The organism is Erwinia sp. 198 (assembly GCF_003937915.1).
Taxonomy (GTDB): domain Bacteria; phylum Pseudomonadota; class Gammaproteobacteria; order Enterobacterales; family Enterobacteriaceae; genus Erwinia; species Erwinia aeris.
Genome location: NZ_RHUM01000002.1, coordinates 487,061 through 507,340, shown reverse-complemented (window position 1 = coordinate 507,340; position 20,280 = coordinate 487,061). Strand labels below are relative to the sequence as shown.

Sequence of the window (20,280 nt, the reverse complement as noted above, 5' to 3'; positions counted from 1 at the left end):
ATGCGATTACGGCTGTCTAATCATTAACCCGGCCAGCGTGCAAAATGGCGCAAGTGTTAATAATATCGGAAACGTTCATGAATAGTGCCGTAGCGGAACAATCTCGTCATCACTCTGCCTGGGGCGCCGTCTTTTCAATGGCGCTTGGCGTAGTGGTGCTGATCGCCTCAGAGTTTATGCCGGTCAGCCTGCTGACGCCCATCGCGCAGGATTTAGGGGTAAGCCAGGGCCATGCCGGGCAGGCAATTTCCGTCAGCGGTTTTTTTGCCGTGCTCACCAGCCTGCTTAACACGCCGCTGACCGGGCGTTTCGATCGTAAAAAAGTACTGCTCGCCTTTACGCTGCTGCTGACGCTTTCCGGGCTGGCGGTGACCTTTTCGACCAATGGCCTGATGTTTATGGTCGGCAGGGCGCTGTTAGGGATCGCGATTGGCGGTTTCTGGTCGATGTCGACAGCGACGGTTATGCGCCTTGTGCCTTCTCACGCGGTAGCCCATGGCCTGGCGCTAATCAACGGTGGTAACGCGCTGGCCGCTACCGTCGCCGCGCCGTTAGGCAGCTTTCTTGGGCAGTATATTGGCTGGCGCGGGGCGTTCTTTATGGTGGTGCCGCTGGCCGTTATCGCCTTTATCTGGCAATGGCGCAGCATTCCGCCACTACCCGGCAACGTCTGCAACAAAGCCGCCAACCCGCTGCGCCTGCTCGTTCGGCCGCCGGTGGCGTTGGGCATGGCGGGCGTTATGTGTCTGTTTATGGGGCAGTTTGGCATTTTTACCTATCTGCGCCCCTTTATGGAAACCGTCACCGGCGCTAACGTCAACCAGCTTTCTTTGCTGCTGCTGCTGTTGGGCGGAGCGGGGCTAATCGGCACCTGGCTTATCGGTACGCTGCTTGGGTGCCGCCTTTACGCTTATCTCATCGCCATTCCGCTCGGCATGGCGCTGCTGGCTGCCTTGCTGATCGCGCTGGGGCATTCTCTGCTGCTGACCGGTGTGGTGCTGGCAATTTGGGGGCTAATAGCGACGCCCGCCCCGGTGGCCTGGGGGCTGTGGCTAAGCCGCACGCTACCCGACGATGCCGAAGCGGGCGGCGGCCTGATGGTGGCGGCGATCCAGATGGCGATCGCGCTGGGTGCGGGGCTGGGCGGCCTGCTGTTTGACGCAGCCGGCTGGTGGAGTCCGTTTGCCTTCGGCCTGGCGCTGCTGGTGCTGTCGGCGCTGTTGGCCGGGCTGGCCCGTCGCTCGTTTTATTTCGCCGTTGGCAAATCGCTGTAGCGCGTGGTCCAGGCGGGAGAGAGCATCTCCCGCTTCATCGACCAGCTTTTCTCAATGCCCTGGCCAGCAAACCAGACTTTCCCCTTGCCTGAGTGGTTCAGCTTGTCGATGGCGGTCATTAACGCCGCGCTGTTGGCCCTCGGCTGCGTTTCAGCAAACAGATCCAGCTGCGCCACGCCTTCGCTGTAAAAATCGCTCAGCATCACGCCCGCTTTGATATAGCGTTCGCCTTCGCGCCAGATACGATCCAGCGCCTCGGTCGCCACCCGAATAATATCGCGCGTATCGTTCGAGGGCAGCAGCAGCCTGCCGGAGGCCTGGTTGTTATAGCCGGTGCCGTTATCGTCGTGCGGGCTGGCGCGGATAAACACGCTGATAAAGCGGCAATACTGTTTCTCGCCGCGCAGCTTTTCCGCCGCGCGTTCGGCCCAGGCACAGATCGCCTGATGCATATCCTGATAATCGGTGACGCGGTGCCCGAAAGAGCGGCTACAGACGATCTGCTGTTTAGCGGGCGCCATTTCCTCTAACGCCAGGCAGGATTCGCCACGCAGCTCGCGCACCGTTCTCTCCATCACCACGCTGAAGTGCTTGCGGATAGTGGGGACGGAACTGTCGGCCAGATCCAGCGCGTTTTTAATGCCCATCAGCTGCAAACGCTTGCCGACGCGACGGCCAATGCCCCAGACTTCTTCAACCGGCACCAGCGGCAGCAGTCTGCGCTGGCGCGCCGGATCGGAAAGATCGACCACGCCGCCGGTTTTGCTCCACTTCTTCGCCGCGTAGTTAGCAAGCTTGGCCAGCGTTTTGGATGGCGCGATGCCGACGCCGACCGTCAGGCCGGTAGCTTTCAGTATCTGCTGCCGGATGTCACGGCCAAAATCTTCCAGTGAGAGACAGTTGCTGACGCCGGTAAGATCCAGAAAGGCCTCGTCAATAGAGTAGATTTCGCTCGCAGGCGCCAGCTCGCCAAGCAGGGTCATTACCCGATGGCTGAGATCGGCATACAGCGCATAGTTTGAGCTGAAAACCTGCACCTGCTGACGCCGGAGATCCTGTTTAATTTTAAAATAAGGCTCGCCCATTTTAATGCCCAGCGCTTTTGCCTCGGTCGATCGGGAAATAATACAGCCGTCATTGTTGGAAACGACCACCACCGGCCTGCCGCGTAAATCGGGACGGAACACCGTTTCGCAGGAGGTATAAAAACTGTTGACGTCAACCAGCGCGAACATTTTTGGTGGATTTCAGAATAAAGGTGACGACGCCAAAAATCTCCAGCTCTTCCGCATCGTGAAACGTAATCGGAGAATAGTGACGATTGCGCGGCATCAGCTGTAAAAAAGGGCGGATGCGCAGCTCTTTAACGGTAAATTCACCTGCCACGGCCGCCACCACGATATCGCCATGCTCTGCGGTCAGCGAACGATCCACCACCAACAGATCGTCATGGCCGATCCCGGCCTCAATCATCGAATCGCCGCTTACTTTGATAAAATAGGTAGCGCTGGGATGACGCAGCACCAGCTTATTCAAATCCAGACGGTCCTCAATATAATCCTGGGCCGGACTGGGAAAGCCGCAGGGTACGCGCTCAATAAACAGCGGTAAAAAAAGATCTTCCATAATTTCAGCAGGGGAAATCGGCTGCATAATGCTTATTCCGGTTTAACTGTGTTTATATACAGTATCGCTGAATGCGGGCGGCAGGCAAGGGATTGATCGGAACTTTCCGGCAAGATATTGTAATAAAAGGAATTTATTCGATTTTCCTTAGAGGCGCGCGCCCGGTTAATAAAGCAGCTTATACTGCAGCGGGAATAATAGTTGCGCCGGGACAGAAGGATAAGAACCGCTTATTTCTTTTTTGCGTTAAGTTAAATGCAGCGTGGACGCAGGGCCACCAGCATCGTTTTATGCATCTTAATAATGGCTTTCTGCGCAGGAAAATGTCATAAAATATCAACTTTTGCACTGACGCATTATCATTTTTTTCTTTGGGATAATCACGCACGCTTATGTTTTCTTTCGACTGGCACCGCTTTTTCTTAAACGATCTTTCCATTACTTTTTTAGGCGAGGTCGCGGTTCGGGTACTCTTCGCCTACATCGTTGTTTTTCTCTTTCTGAAAGTTTCCGGCAGGCGCGGCATTCGCCAGCTGTCGCTGTTTGAGCTGGTGATTATCCTGACGTTAGGCTCGGCTTCAGGAGACGTTACTTTTTATGATGATGTTCCTGTGCTGCCGGTCGCAATGGTCTTCCTGGTGCTGCTGGGGCTTTATCGCTTTACGACTTTTCTGACCGCACGCAGCGCACGTGTCGCCCGCTGGGTGGAGGGCGAAGTGATCACACTGATTCAGGACGGCCTGTATGTGCTGGACAGCCTGGAAGGGCTGAATATTTCTGAGGACGAATTCTTTATGGAGCTACGGCAGGAGGGCGTGGAGCATCTGGGTCAGATCCGGCTGGCGCTGATCGAGCTGGACGGCGATATCAGCGCTTACTACTACGATCGGCACGAGGTGCGGCCAGGCCTTTCCGTGCTGCCGCCTCAACATCGGCAGGATTATACCTGCGTGCCCGCAGATGGCCTCTACGCCTGCAACCATTGCGGAAAAACGCAGCGGCTACAGGCGCAGCAGCAGCTGAACTGTCCCCGCTGCCGGCGCAATCTCTGGTCGCTGGCACTGACCACCCAACGAGCGCGTTAGCGAGGCTGGCATAGTCCTGCCAGCGGCAAACGCAGGCTGCCCAACCAGCGCTGACGATGTTAGCGGTATAGCCCTGCCGGTGCCGCCTGAGGTGCGCCAGCGATGCTGTTGGCGCAGCCTTGTCTGCGGCGACCGTGCCCGCTGATATGCCTGTCAGCCATGGGTATCGCGGCGGTTACTTTGCAGGAAGTGCCAGGCCGCGCCTAGCATCCCGGAGTCGTTGCCGAAGGTGGCCGTATCCACCGGGATGGTTTTGCCGAACCAGGCCAGATGAAACTTCACTTCCGCCAGAAAATCCTCGCGCTCGGTGATGCCGCCGCCCAGGAAAATGCATTCGGGATCGAAGACGTTCGCCAGGTTATAAATGCCGGCGCAGAGATCCTGATAAAAGGTGGTGACCAGCCTGGTGGCTACCGGTTCTTTATTATCCCAGCCGGCAAAAACATCCTTACCGCTGACCTCGTCCACCTCGCGCCCGCTGTGCTGCGCATAGCTTTTGCGCAGCGCGGTCATCGTACAGTTGTCGCCCATCGTATAGTGGCTGATGCTGCCGCCAGCGGGACGCGCCACCAGCAGGCAGCCGAACTCACCAGCGCGATCCTGCTTGCCGCGTACCAGCGCGTCGTTGCAGAAGGCGGCGCCGCCCAGCCCCGTGCCGATGGTGATCATCAAAAAATCGGACATAGTGCGCGCTTTGCCCAGCCAGCGCTCGGCCAGCAGGGCGCAATGAGCGTCGTTTTCCACCGTGGCGGGCAGCGAGGTTTTTTCCGTCAGCCATTTACTCAGGTGGAAATCATCAAACGCCCTGACCGTGCCGCCCATCGACACAAATCCGTTGTGCGGATCGACATAGCCCGGCACGCTAACGGCGATGCCTTCGCAGCCGGGATTTTTTTCCAGCCAGCCCAGAATGGCCTCCAGAATAGCCTCACGCGATCCTTCATTATCCGCTTTATCACTGGCCTGAATGTCGCCTTTATCCGTTACAACGCCCATTTTTAACGAGGTACCGCCAATATCAAATACGGCAAGCTTCATATCATTCTCCTTTTGTTTTTTATCAGTATAGCCGCCGAAAAATTGCGTCGTTGCGCCTGTCCGGCCGCGGTAATATAAAGAACGGCGGTCTGTTTTTTATTACGGGCGAACAGGGCGGCTTCCGGCAGAATATAAAAGCAGGCGAACAAGATATAAAAGGGGCGTTGCGGAAGGTTAAAACGAACCCGTCAGTCGGGTTCGTTACGAGCAAAATTATTTTCGGGCGAGATCTTTCCGTTCTTCCAGCGTTTGCTGATACTCATCCAGAAAGACTTTTTCCGCAGGATCCAGCCTGTCCATGCCGCTGGTGAAACGGTGCCAGTACGGATAGCGTGGCGCAGGGCGCGTCGCCTGTTCAATACGTTTGATCTGTGCTTCGCTCAACGTCAGCTCCGCTGCGGCCAGGTTGTCCTGCAAATGCTGTTCGGTGCGGTTGCCAACAATCAGCGACGTGATCCCCGGGCGCGTCAGCAGCCAGGCCAGGCAGACCCGCGCGGTCGAGACATTATGCTCTTTGCCCACTTCGGTCAGCACGTCGATAACCCGATAAGCGTGCTCCATATCGTGCACATAGGGTTCCGGCCAGCCGTTGCCCTGACGGGAGGTCGATGGCGTTTTCACGTTGCGCTGTACGGTGCCGGTCAGCAGGCCTTCGCCCATTGGCCCCCATATTAGCGTGCCGATATTCTGATCCAGCGCCATTGGCAGCAGCTCGAACTCCGCCTCGCGCGACTCCGGCGTGTAGTAAATTTGCTGGCTTACCGGCTTCAGCAGATGATTCACCTCGGCGCAGCCCAGCGTTTTCATCATCTGCCAGCCGGTATAGTTCGAGGTGCCGAAATAGCGGATTTTGCCGCTTTTTACCAGCTCTTCCAGCGCGCGCAGCGTCTCTTCCACCGGCGTCACGCCGTCCCAGTTATGGATCTGATAGAGATCGATATGATCCGTTTTCAGACGCTTTAGGCTGTTCTCGCAGGACTTAATCAGATGAAAGCGTGTGGCGCCGCTGTCGTTGGGATCGTCGCTCATCGGGCTACGGGCTTTCGTGGCCAGGATAACGCGCTGGCGATTGCCGCCCAGCGCCTCGCCCAGCGTTTCTTCCGCTCCGCCTTTGGAATAAAGATCGGCCGTGTCCACGGTATTGACGCCTCGTTCCAGCGCTATCTCAATAAAACGGCGGGCCTGGCGGACATCGACATTGCCGGTTTTTTCAAAGCCAGCCTGGCCGTTAAAGGTTAACGTCCCAAGCGTCAGCTCAGAAACCATCAGGCCGGAATGCCCCAGTTTTCTGTACTTCATTGCTTTCTCCTCACTATGAAAACCCGAGGGCAAGCATAGACCATAAAAAACGAGACCAGGCGGCACGGAAACTATTACGTACAAATGCAGATAATTCAGGGGGTTTTATCCCGGCCAATACGAAATAAGTAATCCCGCGCGGCAGCAATTATCACCGTGCAATTAGTATGACAACCTTAATGATAATTATTTCTCTGAGACAGCGGGCTAAAACGCCATTTAGTCTGGCAGGATTCTTTTCTGTTTTTCCCTGGTCGTAATTAACGCCCAGGACTAATCTTATTCGCCTTACTTTTCGGGCAGAAGCCTTGCAGAGGGGAAAAGTAAACTATGCTTTAAACGAGGTTTTTAAACCTGAATAGTGATGTTGAATATCCTCAAGCAGAAATATCCCATGTAATTTATTTCTGCCGCCATAACTCAGGTATGAAAACCAGCAAAAAATAGCGGAGAGATCTGCCGCAGAGCAGATTGCCGGAAGCCTTTTCTGACTGGAGTGAGCTATGTTCAGACACGTAAAAAAATTGCAGTATACCGTTCGCGTCGCCGAGCCAAATCCCGGACTGGCTAATCTGCTGCTGGAACAGTTCGGCGGGCCGCAGGGCGAGCTGGCCGCGGCCTGCCGCTACTTTACCCAGGGGCTGTCGGACGAAGACGAAGGTCGTCGCGATATGCTGATGGATATTGCTACCGAAGAGCTGAGCCACCTGGAAATTATCGGTTCGCTGGTCGGGATGCTGAACAAGGGCGCTAAAGGCAAGCTGGCCGAAGGCACGGAAGAAGAGGGCGAGCTGTACCGCTCCATCACCGGCAACGGCAACGACAGCCATCTGACGTCGATTCTTTACGGCGGCGGCCCGGCGCTGACCAACTCCGGCGGCGTGCCCTGGACGGCAGCCTATATCGATACTATCGGCGAACCTACAGCCGATCTGCGCTCTAATATCGCCGCCGAAGCGCGCGCTAAAATTCTCTATGAGCGCCTGATTAACGTAACGGACGATCCGGGCGTTAAGGATGCGTTGGGCTTCCTGATGACCCGCGAAGTTGCGCATCAGATCTCTTTTGAAAAGGCGCTTTATTCCATTCGCAATAACTTCCCGGTCGGCAAGCTGCCGCCTGTCGAGCAGTACTCAAACGTTTATTACAATATGTCAGAAGGCGGCGAGGTACGCGGAAGCTGGAACTCGGACGAAAACTTCACCTACGTGGCCGATCCGGCGCCGGCAGTGGATGGCGGCGACGGCTATGCCAGCATCACGCTGCCGTCCGATCAGAAAACCGAGCTGGATAACCTGGCGTTGCGTACCGCTTCCGATACCGCTGTGAATCCGGTCACCGGCACCGATCTTGGCTCGTCAGGGCCAATCGAAAACGAAACCGTCGGCAAATCTGCGGTAAACGTGCCGAAAAAATAGGGCGTCATCGCGGGGAGAGCAGCCGTTCTCCCCCATTTTTATTCGCGGTTGTACAAGTTTATCCTTAAGCCTGCCATCTTCTGTTTATGTTATAACTGGCTAAATTTTCTGAGAAAAGGTTATTAGTTATTAGCTAAAATGTGACCAAATAACGCCTTTTATGTCTCAAAAAAGCATTTTTTGCAAAAAAAATCCGCCCCAGACTTTTAAGATACTGTACATTAATTGAAAAGCTGTACAAGGTAGAAGCACTTCCCCCTTCGGGCATTCTTTCACCTGCTTAAGAGGATCCATTATGCGTCAGGATAATTTCGACACACAAACTGCGGACATGAGCCTTTACTTCGGCGCACATGACGCTGCTGTACCTTCTCATCAGGAAACGCTGGGTGAGGTAGTGATGGAGATTTTAAAATCCGGCATGACGGTCAATCGCCAGTCAATCTGTGCAAAGCTGCTAAGCCGCCTGGCTGATGTCAGTGAGCCCGACCTCGAAAAACACCATCACGAACTGATTGCTATGCTGTTCGGTCGCGAAAGCTAAACGCCCGCATTGCCCACCGCTCGTTCGACCTGCTTTTTGTTTCCGCGTGGGTTCAGGCGTTCCGTCCTGCCACGCGGAAAAGCGATCCGCGCGGCAGACAAGTCAGAGAAGTTTCCATGGACCATCGCCATTCTGAAAAATTACGGGATCTGATGCTGGGAGAAGCCACGCTGGCGCTTCTTGAGCAGCAGCGCCCGCTTAACCTCGCCTCGCTTATCAATGAACTGCGCGTGCTGGCTGCCCGGCAAACGGATGAAGAACACCGCAAAGCCTGCCTTGCCGCTATCAGAGAGCTTCGCCATGCTCAGGTCAGCGCCGGTGAAGCCCTGAATCGCCGTTCCGCCAGCGACGACAACGTTATTCACTAAACCGCCCGAAGCCGACATCCGTGCGGCTTAATGCCTTCTTCGCTTTCCAGCCTGAAAACGGCTTACCTTTTTCAGGCTGCGAACAGCCTCCCCCGGCAATGTAAATAAATCGAAAAAAGCAAAATAAGCGGCGACAATTGCTGAAGGTTTTTTTCGTGCCGCCGATACCTGTGCAGATTGGAGGAAAAGGCAGGCGGGGCAGGAGAGGGAATGATAATAAGAATTCAGATACACGAGTTGCGCACCGGCATGTATGTGCACAAGCTGGAAGTTTTTTGGCTGAAGCATCCCCTCGTGCGTAACCATATGCTGATAACCACACAGCAGCAGATTGACGTCATCGCGGAAAGCGGCATAAAAGAAGTCTGGATCGATCTGGAGAAAGGGCGTGGCCCGGACAGTCAGGATCCGCTTCACGAACAGCTCGCTCTGCCCAGGATATCGGGTATCCATGAAGAAATCGCGCAGGCGCAGGCGATCTGTCTGCATGCCAAAGGCGAAGTGATGAGCATGTTCAACGATGCGCGCCTCGGTAAAACGATTGATACCCGCAGCACGCTGCCGCTGGTGGACGAAATCGGCGGCTCCCTCAGCCGACATCCGGCTGCGCTGCTGAGCGTAGTGCGGCTGAAAACGCACGATGATTATACCTACCTGCACTCCGTGGCGGTCTGCGCGCTGATGGTATCGCTCGCCCGCCAGCTTAACCTCAATGATGAACAGACGCGCCTGGCAGGCACGGCCGGTCTGCTGCACGATGTCGGCAAGGCGGGCGTATCGCTGGAGATCCTCAACAAACCCGGCAAGCTCACGGACGATGAGTTCAACGTGATGAAACAGCATCCGGTAATGGGCGAGGATCTGCTGCGCCGCAGCGGTGAAAACGAAGCGGTGCTGGATGTGGCGCTACATCATCATGAGAAAATCAACGGCAGCGGCTACCCGCACGGCCTCAAAGGCAAAGATATCTCCCAGCTGGCGCGTATGGCGGCGATTTGCGACGTCTATGACGCCGTCACCTCCAATCGTCCTTATAAAGCGGGCTGGAATCCGGCCAGCGCGATGCACCAAATGGCCAGCTGGGAAGGGCACTTCGATCGCAAAATCTTTTACGCTTTTGTGAAAGCCGTCGGCATCTATCCGGTCGGCTCAATCGTGCGTCTGGCTTCTGGCCGCGTGGCCGTCGTGATTGAACCGGGCGAAAGCTCGCTGCTGCTGCCCAGGGTTTGCGTATTCTATTCGCTTTCCGCCAATCATATGCTGCGGCCGGAAGTGATCGATTTGGCCGATCGCTACTGTTGGGACAGCATTGCCGGGCCGGAAGAGGCGGATACCTGGAGCCATTACAACCTCAATACGCTGTGGATGTCGCCCGTTGCCTGACGGGCAGGAACAACAGCGCGCTAACATTTCAACACCAACTTTCCTGTTTCTACCAAAAATTTCACAATTTCGTATTACTCCTGGGGTTTTTGTCGCGTTTATTTGCCATGTTAGAGGCGTAACAAGCGGCCCGGAGCCAGCACGTCTGGCAGAGCCGCTATCAGTGACTATACTGATAGCTGATGTTGTTACGTATGTGGCAACGAGATGAGACAGACTGCACGAGGCGTGCAGAGATTATGCAGAAGGAATCAGCGCCGAATACCCTCTTTAACGCATCCTCTTTTCTCGCTCCGCCACATCCGCTGACAAAAATTTTTTCCTCGTGCGTTGTGGGCAAAGCAGACCTGGCGTCTGCTTCCGCCAACGTCAGTCCAGAAACTGGGCCGACGTAGCGCCGTGGCACACATAATCAGGAGGAACATTTGTGAATACGCTGGAATCCGTATCCCCTTTAGTGCCTGAAGGACGTTACGCTTTTTTCTTTGATGTGGACGGCACGCTGGCCGCTATCCAGTCACGCCCGGAGGAGGTTTTTATCCCTGCGGCGGCTAAAGCCGCGCTTTCCCGCCTGGCTGAACTGAGCGACGGCGCGCTGGCGCTGGTTTCCGGCCGGCCGACGCGCGAACTGGATGCGCTGGTGGCGCCTTTGCGGTTTCCGCTGGCCGGCGTGCACGGCGCAGAGCGTCGCGATGCGGCCGGGCATACCGAGCGGCTTTCCCTGCCGGACGACGTCTCTGCCTCATTGACGTCGCTGCTGAGCGAAGCCGTGGCGAAGATGCCGGATACGCAACTTGAAACGAAGGGCATGGCTTTTGCGCTGCACTACCGCCGCGCACCGCATTATCAGCAGGCTATCCTGACGCTGGCGGAAACGATGACCCAACGCTTTCCCGAACTGGCGCTACAGCCAGGCAAATGCGTGGTGGAGCTAAAGCCGAAAGGCGTCAGTAAGGGGGCCGCAATTGCCGATTTTATGCAGCAGGCCCCTTTTGCCGGCAGAACGCCGGTATTTTTAGGTGATGATTTGACCGATGAGGCAGGTTTTGAAGCGGTCAATGCCCTGGACGGCATCGCAATCAAGGTAGGTGAAGGTGAGACAAAGGCGGGCTATCGCCTGGCTGACGTCGAGGCCGTTTATCACTGGCTTGAGCAAACATTATTAAAACTAGATCAAGACGATAAGTCATTAAGGAGTCAAGGTTATGAGTCGCTTAGTAGTCGTATCTAACCGCATCGCCGTACCGGATGGGTCAAAAACCAGCGCGGGCGGACTGACCGTTGGCATTATGGATGCGCTGAAAACCACCGGCGGCCTGTGGTTTGGTTGGAATGGGGAAATCAACGAGATCGGCGAAGAAGACAAGGAGATGGATCTGTTTGAAAAAGATAACGTCACCTACGCTTCTTTTGGCCTTAATCAAAACGATTACGACCTTTATTACCTGCAATTTTCCAATGCGGTCGTCTGGCCAGCCTTCCACTACCGCCTTGACCTGGTAAACTTTCAGCGCGAGGCCTGGGACGGTTACTGCCACGTCAACACCATGCTGGCGAAACGCCTGCTGCCGCTGATTGAGCCGGACGACGTGCTGTGGATCCACGATTATCATCTGTTGCCGTTCGCCGCTGCATTGCGCAAGCTGGGCGTGAAAAACCGTATCGGTTTCTTCCTGCATATTCCTTTCCCGACGCCGGAAATCTTCAACGCGCTGCCGCCGCACAATGAGCTGCTGGAGATGATGTGCGATTACGATCTGCTGGGCTTCCAGACCGAGAGCGACCGTATGGCTTTCCTGGAGTCACTGGCGCTGCTGACCAATGTGCAGACCAGCGGCAAAACGCACGTGGCGTTCGGCAATCAGTTCTCTACCGAGGTGTACCCGATAGGCATCGAGCCGGACAGCATTAAAGAGATGGCTGAAGGGCCGCTGCCGCCGAAGATGGCCGCGATGAAACGCGATTTGGGCGACGCCAAAAACATTATTGCCTGTGAGCGCCTGGACTACTCGAAAGGGCTGCCGGAGCGCTTCCTTGCCTATGAAGCGTTGCTGGAAAACTTCCCCGAGCATCGTGGAAAAATCCGCTACTCGCAAATTGCGCCAACTTCGCGTGGCGACGTGCAGGCCTACCAGGATATTCGTCATCAGCTGGAAACGGAAGCGGGCCGTATTAACGGTAAATACGGTACGCTGGGCTGGACGCCGCTTTACTACCTGAACCAGCATTTCGATCGCCGCCTGCTGATGAAAATCTTCCGCCTGACCGATATTGGTCTGGTGACGCCGCTGCGTGACGGGATGAACCTGGTGGCGAAAGAGTATGTGGCCGCGCAGAACCCGGAAGATCCTGGCGTACTGGTGCTGTCACGCTTTGCAGGGGCGGCCAACGAGCTGACCTCCGCGCTTATCGTTAACCCTTACGATCGTGATGAAGTGGCCGCCGCGCTGAACCAGGCGTTAACCATGCCGCTGGACGAGCGTATCTCACGCTACAACGACATGATGGACGTGCTGCGTAAGAATGATATTACGCACTGGCGCAAATCCTATCTGAAAGATCTCCAGGCATTACCGGTACGTAGCGAAGCGCAGGGTGGGGCCGATAAAGCGGCCACGCTTTCCGTCTAGCATAAGTCATGCCACTTAATTCAGGGGCGACCAAGGGTCGCCCCTTTTTTTTAGTTTTTTAAGTCTGTATTGCTCAAAAAAACGCCTTAAAAGGACCACCGGAAAGAAAAAAAAGGAAAAAAATCACTTTTTACTAAAGAAAACAAGGCGCGTGCCGATACCTACTGGCTAAGGTTAAATTTCCTGCTTAAACATTCGCGTTGCTAATGTTACCCCTGGTTACATCCGTTGGCACCCGCTAAACACAAGGCTGACGCGGCTTACACCCCCTAAACACTTCCTGTCGTAAACCTGCAGTATCTTACTCTGCACGCATCATTGCCCCTGTCGATAGTTACCTTTGGTGATTACGATTTACACATGGTTAACATGCAAAAACCAGAATATTCCTCTACAGATTTGTTTTTTGTGCGTATTTACAACCAGTCTTGTGCGTGAACACACCATTCCTCCATTCAATCGACGTAAAAGGAACCATTTTCATCGGTAAATGATCGCGTAGAGTTAAAATTTAACAAAAAAGTCCAAATTTGCTTAGTTAGTGAACTAATCAACAGCATTTCTGAAGGATAATTTTGTCAAATTAGCCCCAAAAGTGTGATCTGGATCACACTTTATCTAAAATTTTAGCTGGCCTCCGTTGTATCCGGAAATTAGAGCAGATAAAGTTGCGTTGTTTTCGGAATAGTCCTAAACCAGAGCAACTTTCAGTCAGGGAGAACGTCAGGGAAGCGGACGAAAACAAGGGAGCAGTAACCGGCAAAATGAGTTAATGACTACTTTCTGCAGGCCGCTTTCAGGGCCGCCTGGAGCTTCGCGAACGTTTGGCTTTTGCCACTTAATTTTTTGCCACAATAAGATTTACCAGCAGCAACAAAGGTAGCGGCGCAATCCGCCAACGTTTAAGTCGTGTCAGTCAGGACGGATAAAAATGGGTACATCAGAATTACTAAAAAATATTTACGATATCAACTTGTCTTATTTATTACTTGCTCAACGCCTTATTAATCAGGAAAAAGCCTCAGCAATGTTCCGTCTGGGCATTGATGAGCAGATGGCCGATGCGCTCGCTCAATTAACGCTGCCAGAAATGGTAAAGCTGGCCGAGACAAATCAGCTGATATGCCAGTTTCGCTTTACCGAGCACGCAACGATTAATCGCTTAACTCAGGAATCTCGCGTGGATGATTTGCAGCAAATCCACACCGGCATTTTGTTATCCAGCCGTTTATTGCGTAATGCATCATCTAAAAATGACGAAATGCCGAAAAAGAGGGCGAGTTAATGAGTGAAAAAAGTATTGTTCAGGAAGCGCGTGATATTCAGCTGGCGATTGAATTAATTACTTTAGGCGCTCGCCTGCAAATGTTAGAAAGCGAAACGCAGCTAAGCCGCGGCCGCTTAATTAAGCTTTATAAAGAACTGCGCGGCAGCCCGCCGCCAAAAGGCATGCTGCCTTTTTCTACCGACTGGTTTATGACCTGGGAACAGAACATTCACTCTTCTATGTTCTGTAACGCCTGGCAGTTTTTACTCAAAAGCGGTTTGAGCACCGGTGTGGACGCGGTGATTAAAGCCTACCGTCTCTACCTGGAGCAATGCCCGCAACAGGACGAAGGCCCGCTGTTGGCGCTCACCCGCGCCTGGACCTTAGTCCGGTTTGTTGAGAGCGGAATGCTGGAGCTTTCCGACTGCAAATGCTGCGGCGGAAGCTTTATTAACCATGCGCACCAGCCGGTCGGCAGCTTTGTTTGCAGCCTGTGCCAGCCGCCTTCTCGTGCAGTAAAAAGACGTAAACTTATCGCAGAACCTGCCGATAACATTTCACAACTGCTGGATGAACAGGTAAAACTTGCCGTTTAATGTTCGCCACGTGGAGTGAATCCAGCAGCGGTTAAATACCGCTGCTTTTTTTTTGCCCACGCGACGGAATAAACCTGACCTAATCCGGTTCATCTTCAACCCACACGTCGCCAGACGTAAGGATTTATTGTGTTAGTTATTTTGGGGTATATCCTGGTTCTCGGGTCGGTGTTGGGCGGCTACGCAATGGTAGGCGGACATCTGGGCGCGCTTTATCAACCTTCCGAGCTGTTAATTATCGGCGGAGCGGGCATTGGCGCATTTTTAGCAGGCAATAACGGCAAGGCAATTAAAGCAACGTTAAAAGCGATGCCGCTGCTGATGAAAGGCTCGAAATACAATAAAGCGGTTTATATGGATCTGATGGCGTTACTTTATCGCCTGATGGCCAAATCGCGCCAGCAGGGGATGCTCTCGCTGGAAGCCGATATTGAAAGTCCGCAGGAAAGTGAAATTTTTGCTAATTACCCGCGCATCCTTGCCGATAAAAGACTGGTGGACTTTATCACCGATTATCTGCGACTGATGGTGAGCGGCAATATGAACGCATTTGAAATCGAAGCCCTGATGGATGAAGAGATTGAAACCTACGAGCACGAATGTGACGTACCGGCTACGGCTATCGGTACGGTAGGCGACTCTTTACCCGCGTTTGGTATCGTGGCGGCGGTGATGGGCGTGGTACACACCCTGGCTTCAGCGGATCGTCCACCAGCCGAGCTGGGCGAGCTGATCGCTCACGCGATGGTGGGTACCTTCCTGGGTATTTTGCTGGCGTACGGGTTTATTTCTCCGCTGGCGGGACTGCTGCGTCAGAAATGTGCTGAAACCACCAAGATGATGCAGTGTATCAAGGTCACACTGCTTTCCAGCCTGAATGGCTATGCGCCGCAGATCGCCGTTGAGTTTGGCCGTAAAACGCTGTACTCCACCGAGCGGCCGTCCTTCTCTGAGCTGGAAGAGCACGTTCGTAACGCGAAATCGCCGGCGAAAGGTCAGGACGCATGAAGAACGACAATCACCCTATTATCCTGGTTAAGAAGAAAAAGCATTCCGCACACGCGGGCGGCCACGGCTCCTGGAAGATTGCCTATGCCGACTTTATGACTGCGATGATGGCCTTTTTCATGGTGATGTGGCTGATTGCGATCGCCAAGCCTCAGGAATTAGCGGGAATTGCCGATTACTTTAAGACGCCGCTGCGGGTGGCGATCACCGGCGGCACCAAAACCAGCGAAAGCACCAGCGTTATTCCTGGCGGCGGTATGGATCCCAGCCAGCAGAAAGGCGAAGTCCACAAGGTTATTGATATGGACGCGGAGAAACGCAAGCTGGACGATATCCGCTTAAACCGCCTGCGTGAAAAGCTGGATCAGCTGATTGAAGCCGATCCGCGTCTGAAGGCACTGCGCCCGCACCTGATCATCAACATGGTGGAAGAGGGCCTGCGTATTCAGATTATCGACAGCCAGAATCGACCGATGTTTAAAACCGGCAGCGCGGACGTTGAGCCTTATATGCGCGATATCCTGCGGGCTATTGCGCCGATCCTGAACGATATTCCGAACAGGATCAGCCTGGCAGGCCACACGGACGATATTCAGTACGCTAACGGCCTGCGCGGCTACAGCAACTGGGAACTGTCGGCCGACCGTGCCAACGCCTCGCGGCGGGAGCTGATTATCGGCGGGCTGGCCAGCGACAAAATGCTGCGCGTGGTGGGCATGGCCGACACCATGAAGCTGAAGAACCGCGGCGGCGACGCCGCCGTCAATCGCCGTATCAGCCTGCTGGTGCTGAACCATGACACCGAAGCGCAGATTGAGAAAGAGAACTCGGAAAGCGACGCGGTACAGATCGGCGACGGCGAGCCGGCAGCATTACAGAAAATCGTGGCGCCGTCCGTTCCGGACGACGCCGCAAAAAAACCAGACCCGGCCGAGCCGGTAGGCGTACAGGCAGCACCAACTTTAACACCAGCATCGCCTGTGCCAGCGGCCCAGACCGATCGCGACTCACAGCAGAGGTGATACCGTGAGCATGGATATCAGCGATTTTTATCAGACGTTTTTCGATGAGGCTGACGAACTGTTAGCCGACATGGAACAACACCTGTTGGGGTTAGACCCGCAGGAACCGGATGCGGAGCAGCTTAACGCTATTTTCCGTGCGGCCCACTCCATCAAAGGCGGCGCGGGCACTTTTGGTTTTACTGTATTACAGGAAACCACGCACATCCTGGAGAACATTCTTGACGGCGCGCGACGCGGCGAAATGCAGCTAAGCACGCCTATCATCAACCTGTTTTTGGAAACTAAAGATATTATGCAGGAACAGCTGGATGCCTATAAAACCGCGACCGAGCCGGACGCTGCGACCTTTGAATATATCTGTCAGGCGCTGCGTCAGCTGGCGCTGGAAGCCAAAGGCGAAAGCGCGCCCGCAGCCGTAGCGACGCCGGCCGCGTCTGCCGCTGCTCCGGCTCCGGCCGGCCTGCGGATGGCGCTGGTGAACCTGAAACCCACTGAAATCCCGCTGATGCTGGAAGAGCTGGGCAATCTGGGCACCGTCTCCGACGTGATCAAAGGCGAAACCTCAGTAGAGGTCACGCTGGATTCATCGGTCGGCCAGGATGATATCGTCGCCGTGCTTTGCTTTGTGATTGAAGAATCGCAAATCAAATTCCTGGATGCGTCCTCGGCTCCAGCCGTGACCGAAGCCGCTCCTGCTGCCGTGGAAGCAGCGCCTGCGCCAGCTCCTCAGCCCGCTGTAGTAGCGGAAGCGGCGGCTCCGGCCAGGCGTGAAGCGGCCAAAAAACCGGCGGCGGCCAAGGCCAGCGAATCCACCAGCATCCGCGTAGCGGTTGAAAAGGTCGATCAGCTGATTAACCTGGTCGGCGAGCTGGTGATCACGCAGTCCATGCTGGCCCAGCGTTCCAACGAGCTGGATCCGGTAGCGCATGGCGACCTGCTGAACAGCATGGGCCAGCTGGAGCGTAACGCCCGTGACCTGCAGGAATCGGTGATGTCCATCCGTATGATGCCGATGGAATATGTCTTCAGCCGCTTCCCACGCCTGGTGCGCGATCTGGCCAGCAAGCTGGGTAAAGAAGTTGAACTGACGCTGTTGGGCAGCTCTACCGAGCTGGACAAGAGCCTGATCGAACGCATTATCGACCCGTTAACTCACCTGGTGCGTAACAGTCTGGATCACGGCATCGAATCGCCGGAAAAACGCGTGGCGGCCGGGAAATCGGGCGTTGGCAACCTGACGCTCTCTGCAGAGCACCAGGGCGGCAATATCTGTATCGAAGTGATCGATGACGGCGCCGGTCTGAACCGCGAACGTATTCTGGCGAAAGCGCTTTCTTCCGGCCTGCCGGTGAATGACGCGATGAGCGACGAAGAAGTGGGCATGTTGATTTTTGCGCCGGGCTTCTCCACTGCCGAGCAGGTTACCGATGTCTCCGGGCGCGGCGTGGGCATGGACGTGGTGAAACGTAATATCCAGGAGATGGGTGGCCACGTAGAAATCGCTTCTAAGCAGGGCAAGGGCACGACTATTCGTATCCTGCTGCCGCTGACGCTGGCGATTCTGGACGGCATGTCCGTTCGCGTCGCTGACGAAGTCTTTATTCTGCCGCTGAACGCGGTAATGGAATCTCTGCAGCCGCTGGCTGACGATCTGCACCCGCTGGCCGGTGGCGAGCGCGTGCTGGAAGTCCGTGGCGAATACCTGCCGCTGGTTGAGCTGTGGAACGTCTTTGATGTGCAGGGCGCGAAAACCGAGGCGACTCAGGGCATCGTGGTGATCCTGCAAAGCGCAGGCAAACGCTATGCGCTGCTGGTAGACCAGCTGATTGGCCAGCACCAGGTGGTGGTCAAAAACCTTGAAAGCAACTATCGCAAAGTACCGGGCATTTCGGCAGCGACCATCCTGGGTGATGGCAGCGTAGCGCTGATTGTCGACGTGTCGGCTCTGCAGTCTCTCAACCGTGAAAAGCGTGTGGCGGGAGCCGCAGCCTGACTTTAACCGATTAAGGGTAGAACTATGACTGGAATGGCAACTGTCACTAAACTCGCTGGCGAAACCGTAGGCCAGGAGTTCCTGGTATTTACGCTGGGTGACGAAGAATACGGCATTGATATTTTAAAAGTGCAGGAGATCCGCGGTTACGATCAGGTAACCCGAATCGCCAACACGCCTGCTTTTATAAAAGGCGTCACTAATCTGCGCGGCGTTATCGTGCCTATTATCGACCTGCGTATTAAATTCGCGCAGCCGGATGTGGTTTATAACGATAATACCGTGGTAATCGTACTGAATCTTGAGCAGCGCGTGGTTGGTATCGTGGTTGACGGCGTGTCCGACGTGCTGTCGCTGACCACCGATCAGATCCGTCCTTCGCCAGAGTTTGCGGTCACGATGTCGACCGAATACCTCACTGGCCTGGGCGCGCTGGGCGAACGCATGCTGATTTTAGTCGACATCGAGAAGCTGCTGAACAGCGAAGAGATGGCACTAATGGATACGCTGCGCAGCGCGTAATAGCCGCCTTAAATAAAGTATCAAACACCCTGTTGGTATTTTACTGACAGGGTGTTTTTTATGGTTTTAATTAAGTGTTGCGGCCGGATAGTTAATTTAGTTATTAAAGTATCACCTTAGTAAATCTGTTTCTGGCGCACATAAAGTTCCATTATTTTACGCCGATATATTCGGTGTTGATTCATTTTACTTCTACCAAGGGTACCCTATGTTTAAACGCATCAAGGTCGTCACCAGCCTGCTGTTAGTGCTGCTGGTATTCGGCTCACTCCAGCTGTTGGCGGGCGGATTATTTATTAGCGCGCTGACCAGCGATAAAACTAACTTTACTATTGCCCAGAACTCCAGCGAGAACGTTGCTTCTTTTACCGACGCCTGGATTGCGTTAAACCAGACCCGAATCACGATTAACCGTGGGATGTTGCGTCTGCAAAGCGAAACGGCCAACAGCATTAACAGCGCTTCGCTGACCGAAATCAGCACTCAGGGTAAAGCGCTGTTAGCCGATGCGGACAGGTACTATACGCGTTACCAGGGGATCCCGGAGACCAAAGGGATGGATGCCAACGTTACCGAGGCGCTGGAAAAAAATTACGAAGCCTATTCCAAAGCGCTGGGCCAGATGCTGACGCTGCTGGAAAACAAGCAGCTGAACGATATGTTCAAACTGAACATTGAACAGAAGCAGAACGAGATGCAGGCGGCCTATAAGACCTGGCGTAACGCACAGAACGTGCTGACCGCACAGGGCGGCGTGGATAACAACAGCGCCTATACCAAAATGCTGTGGGTAATTGGTGCCATCATGGCGCTGGTTGTCGCGCTGATCGCGCTATGCTGGATTGGTCTGCGTTCCGTACTGATCAAGCCGCTGCAGGAGAATATCGCGCACATCAGCCATATCGCCGGCGGCGACCTGACCCACACAATTAAAGTGGAAGGCCGTAACGAAATGGCGCAGCTGGCCAATAGCCTGAAAGAAATGCAGCAGGCGCTGGTGCGTACCGTCAGCGACGTGCGCGACGGCTCTGACGCTATCTATACCGGCGCAAGCGAAATCGCGGCGGGCAACAACGATCTTTCTGCCCGTACCGAACAGCAGGCCGCCTCGCTGGAAGAAACGGCTGCCAGCATGGAGCAGCTGACCGCGACCGTGAAGCAGAACGCCGAGAACGCCCGTCAGGCTTCGCAGCTGGCGCTGAGC

General features: G+C 54.7%; 19 protein-coding genes. 15 read left to right on the top strand and 4 right to left on the bottom strand.

Annotated features, from left to right (window positions below):
- Positions 1-77: 77 nt before the first annotated feature.
- A complete protein-coding gene (locus EGK14_RS04925) occupies positions 78-1,274 on the top strand; it encodes an MFS transporter (RefSeq protein ID WP_125287957.1) in 1,197 nt (398 codons plus the stop codon).
- On the opposite strand, the gene umuC is transcribed toward EGK14_RS04925, so the two are convergent.
- Together umuC and umuD are read right to left on the bottom strand one after the other, a co-directional pair.
- Positions 1,247-2,509 carry a translesion error-prone DNA polymerase V subunit UmuC gene (gene umuC, locus EGK14_RS04920; RefSeq protein WP_125287956.1) on the bottom strand — a complete coding sequence of 421 codons (1,263 nt, stop codon included), beginning with the start codon at positions 2,507-2,509 and terminating at the stop codon, positions 1,247-1,249. The genes EGK14_RS04925 and umuC overlap by 28 nt on opposite strands.
- Positions 2,493-2,927, bottom strand: coding sequence for a translesion error-prone DNA polymerase V autoproteolytic subunit (gene umuD / locus EGK14_RS04915; RefSeq protein WP_125287955.1), 435 nt, complete (start codon positions 2,925-2,927; stop codon positions 2,493-2,495). Before umuD ends, umuC begins: the two co-directional genes overlap by 17 nt.
- A gap of 365 nt (positions 2,928-3,292) precedes the next feature.
- On the opposite strand from umuD, the gene EGK14_RS04910 reads away from it, so the two are divergent.
- Positions 3,293-3,985, top strand: a complete 693-nt coding sequence (locus tag EGK14_RS04910) for a DUF421 domain-containing protein (RefSeq protein WP_125287954.1) — start codon at positions 3,293-3,295, stop codon at positions 3,983-3,985.
- Between the two features lie 153 nt (positions 3,986-4,138).
- Here EGK14_RS04910 and EGK14_RS04905 read toward each other — a convergent pair whose 3' ends face one another.
- Both EGK14_RS04905 and EGK14_RS04900 read right to left on the bottom strand, forming a co-directional pair.
- Positions 4,139-5,023, bottom strand: a complete 885-nt coding sequence (locus EGK14_RS04905) for an ROK family protein (protein WP_125287953.1) — start codon at positions 5,021-5,023, stop codon at positions 4,139-4,141.
- A 213-nt stretch (positions 5,024-5,236) separates the two neighbouring features.
- The gene (locus EGK14_RS04900; RefSeq protein ID WP_125287952.1) at positions 5,237-6,322 is read right to left on the bottom strand and encodes an aldo/keto reductase; all 1,086 of its coding nucleotides are present in this window, start codon (positions 6,320-6,322) and stop codon (positions 5,237-5,239) included.
- 503 nt (positions 6,323-6,825) lie between these two features.
- Between EGK14_RS04900 and EGK14_RS04895 the strand changes: the two genes are divergently transcribed.
- From EGK14_RS04895 to EGK14_RS21240, 13 genes are all read left to right on the top strand, one after another.
- Complete coding sequence (locus EGK14_RS04895) at positions 6,826-7,740, top strand: manganese catalase family protein (protein ID WP_125287951.1); 915 nt, start codon at positions 6,826-6,828, stop codon at positions 7,738-7,740.
- A gap of 295 nt (positions 7,741-8,035) precedes the next feature.
- Positions 8,036-8,284 (top strand): regulatory protein YcgZ, encoded by a 249-nt coding sequence (ycgZ, locus tag EGK14_RS04890; protein WP_125287950.1) that lies wholly within the window; start codon positions 8,036-8,038, stop codon positions 8,282-8,284.
- A gap of 116 nt (positions 8,285-8,400) precedes the next feature.
- A complete protein-coding gene (locus EGK14_RS04885) occupies positions 8,401-8,652 on the top strand; it encodes a hypothetical protein (protein ID WP_125287949.1) in 252 nt (83 codons plus the stop codon).
- A gap of 210 nt (positions 8,653-8,862) precedes the next feature.
- Positions 8,863-10,035, top strand: coding sequence for an HD-GYP domain-containing protein (locus EGK14_RS04880; protein ID WP_125287948.1), 1,173 nt, complete (start codon positions 8,863-8,865; stop codon positions 10,033-10,035).
- A gap of 427 nt (positions 10,036-10,462) precedes the next feature.
- Positions 10,463-11,266, top strand: coding sequence for a trehalose-phosphatase (gene otsB, locus EGK14_RS04875; protein WP_125287947.1), 804 nt, complete (start codon positions 10,463-10,465; stop codon positions 11,264-11,266).
- Positions 11,241-12,665: an alpha,alpha-trehalose-phosphate synthase gene (gene otsA / locus EGK14_RS04870; RefSeq protein WP_125287946.1), complete on the top strand. Its 1,425-nt coding sequence runs from the start codon at positions 11,241-11,243 to the stop codon at positions 12,663-12,665. Before otsB ends, otsA begins: the two co-directional genes overlap by 26 nt.
- A 931-nt stretch (positions 12,666-13,596) precedes the next feature.
- Positions 13,597-13,950 (top strand): flagellar transcriptional regulator FlhD, encoded by a 354-nt coding sequence (gene flhD, locus EGK14_RS04865; protein ID WP_125287945.1) that lies wholly within the window; start codon positions 13,597-13,599, stop codon positions 13,948-13,950.
- A complete protein-coding gene (gene flhC / locus EGK14_RS04860; protein WP_125287944.1) occupies positions 13,950-14,528 on the top strand; it encodes a flagellar transcriptional regulator FlhC in 579 nt (192 codons plus the stop codon). Before flhD ends, flhC begins: the two co-directional genes overlap by 1 nt.
- 129 nt (positions 14,529-14,657) lie before the next feature.
- Positions 14,658-15,536, top strand: a complete 879-nt coding sequence (gene motA / locus EGK14_RS04855) for a flagellar motor stator protein MotA (protein ID WP_125287943.1) — start codon at positions 14,658-14,660, stop codon at positions 15,534-15,536.
- Positions 15,533-16,558 (top strand): flagellar motor protein MotB, encoded by a 1,026-nt coding sequence (motB, locus tag EGK14_RS04850; RefSeq protein ID WP_125287942.1) that lies wholly within the window; start codon positions 15,533-15,535, stop codon positions 16,556-16,558. The genes motA and motB overlap by 4 nt, the downstream gene beginning before the upstream one ends.
- Before the next feature lie 10 nt (positions 16,559-16,568).
- On the top strand, positions 16,569-18,554 hold the full coding sequence (cheA, locus tag EGK14_RS04845; protein ID WP_125287992.1) for a chemotaxis protein CheA: 1,986 nt from the start codon (positions 16,569-16,571) through the stop codon (positions 18,552-18,554).
- 24 nt (positions 18,555-18,578) lie between these two features.
- Positions 18,579-19,076, top strand: coding sequence for a chemotaxis protein CheW (gene cheW, locus EGK14_RS04840; protein ID WP_125287941.1), 498 nt, complete (start codon positions 18,579-18,581; stop codon positions 19,074-19,076).
- A gap of 208 nt (positions 19,077-19,284) precedes the next feature.
- On the top strand, positions 19,285-20,280 hold a 996-nt coding region (locus EGK14_RS21240), incomplete at its 3' end, for a Tar ligand binding domain-containing protein (protein ID WP_158616027.1).

What these genes read in the sequence shown, in the direction of transcription:
- EGK14_RS04925 (WP_125287957.1), top strand. Translation starts at nt 78, where the DNA reads ATGAATAGTGCCGTAGCGGAACAATCTCGTCATCACTCTGCCTGGGGC.
- umuC (WP_125287956.1), bottom strand. Translation starts at nt 2,509, where the DNA reads ATGTTCGCGCTGGTTGACGTCAACAGTTTTTATACCTCCTGCGAAACG.
- umuD (WP_125287955.1), bottom strand. Translation starts at nt 2,927, where the DNA reads ATGCAGCCGATTTCCCCTGCTGAAATTATGGAAGATCTTTTTTTACCG.
- EGK14_RS04910 (WP_125287954.1), top strand. Translation starts at nt 3,293, where the DNA reads ATGTTTTCTTTCGACTGGCACCGCTTTTTCTTAAACGATCTTTCCATT.
- EGK14_RS04905 (WP_125287953.1), bottom strand. Translation starts at nt 5,023, where the DNA reads ATGAAGCTTGCCGTATTTGATATTGGCGGTACCTCGTTAAAAATGGGC.
- EGK14_RS04900 (WP_125287952.1), bottom strand. Translation starts at nt 6,322, where the DNA reads ATGAAGTACAGAAAACTGGGGCATTCCGGCCTGATGGTTTCTGAGCTG.
- EGK14_RS04895 (WP_125287951.1), top strand. Translation starts at nt 6,826, where the DNA reads ATGTTCAGACACGTAAAAAAATTGCAGTATACCGTTCGCGTCGCCGAG.
- ycgZ (WP_125287950.1), top strand. Translation starts at nt 8,036, where the DNA reads ATGCGTCAGGATAATTTCGACACACAAACTGCGGACATGAGCCTTTAC.
- EGK14_RS04885 (WP_125287949.1), top strand. Translation starts at nt 8,401, where the DNA reads ATGGACCATCGCCATTCTGAAAAATTACGGGATCTGATGCTGGGAGAA.
- EGK14_RS04880 (WP_125287948.1), top strand. Translation starts at nt 8,863, where the DNA reads ATGATAATAAGAATTCAGATACACGAGTTGCGCACCGGCATGTATGTG.
- otsA (WP_125287946.1), top strand. Translation starts at nt 11,241, where the DNA reads ATGAGTCGCTTAGTAGTCGTATCTAACCGCATCGCCGTACCGGATGGG.
- flhD (WP_125287945.1), top strand. Translation starts at nt 13,597, where the DNA reads ATGGGTACATCAGAATTACTAAAAAATATTTACGATATCAACTTGTCT.
- flhC (WP_125287944.1), top strand. Translation starts at nt 13,950, where the DNA reads ATGAGTGAAAAAAGTATTGTTCAGGAAGCGCGTGATATTCAGCTGGCG.
- motB (WP_125287942.1), top strand. Translation starts at nt 15,533, where the DNA reads ATGAAGAACGACAATCACCCTATTATCCTGGTTAAGAAGAAAAAGCAT.
- cheA (WP_125287992.1), top strand. Translation starts at nt 16,569, where the DNA reads ATGGATATCAGCGATTTTTATCAGACGTTTTTCGATGAGGCTGACGAA.
- cheW (WP_125287941.1), top strand. Translation starts at nt 18,579, where the DNA reads ATGACTGGAATGGCAACTGTCACTAAACTCGCTGGCGAAACCGTAGGC.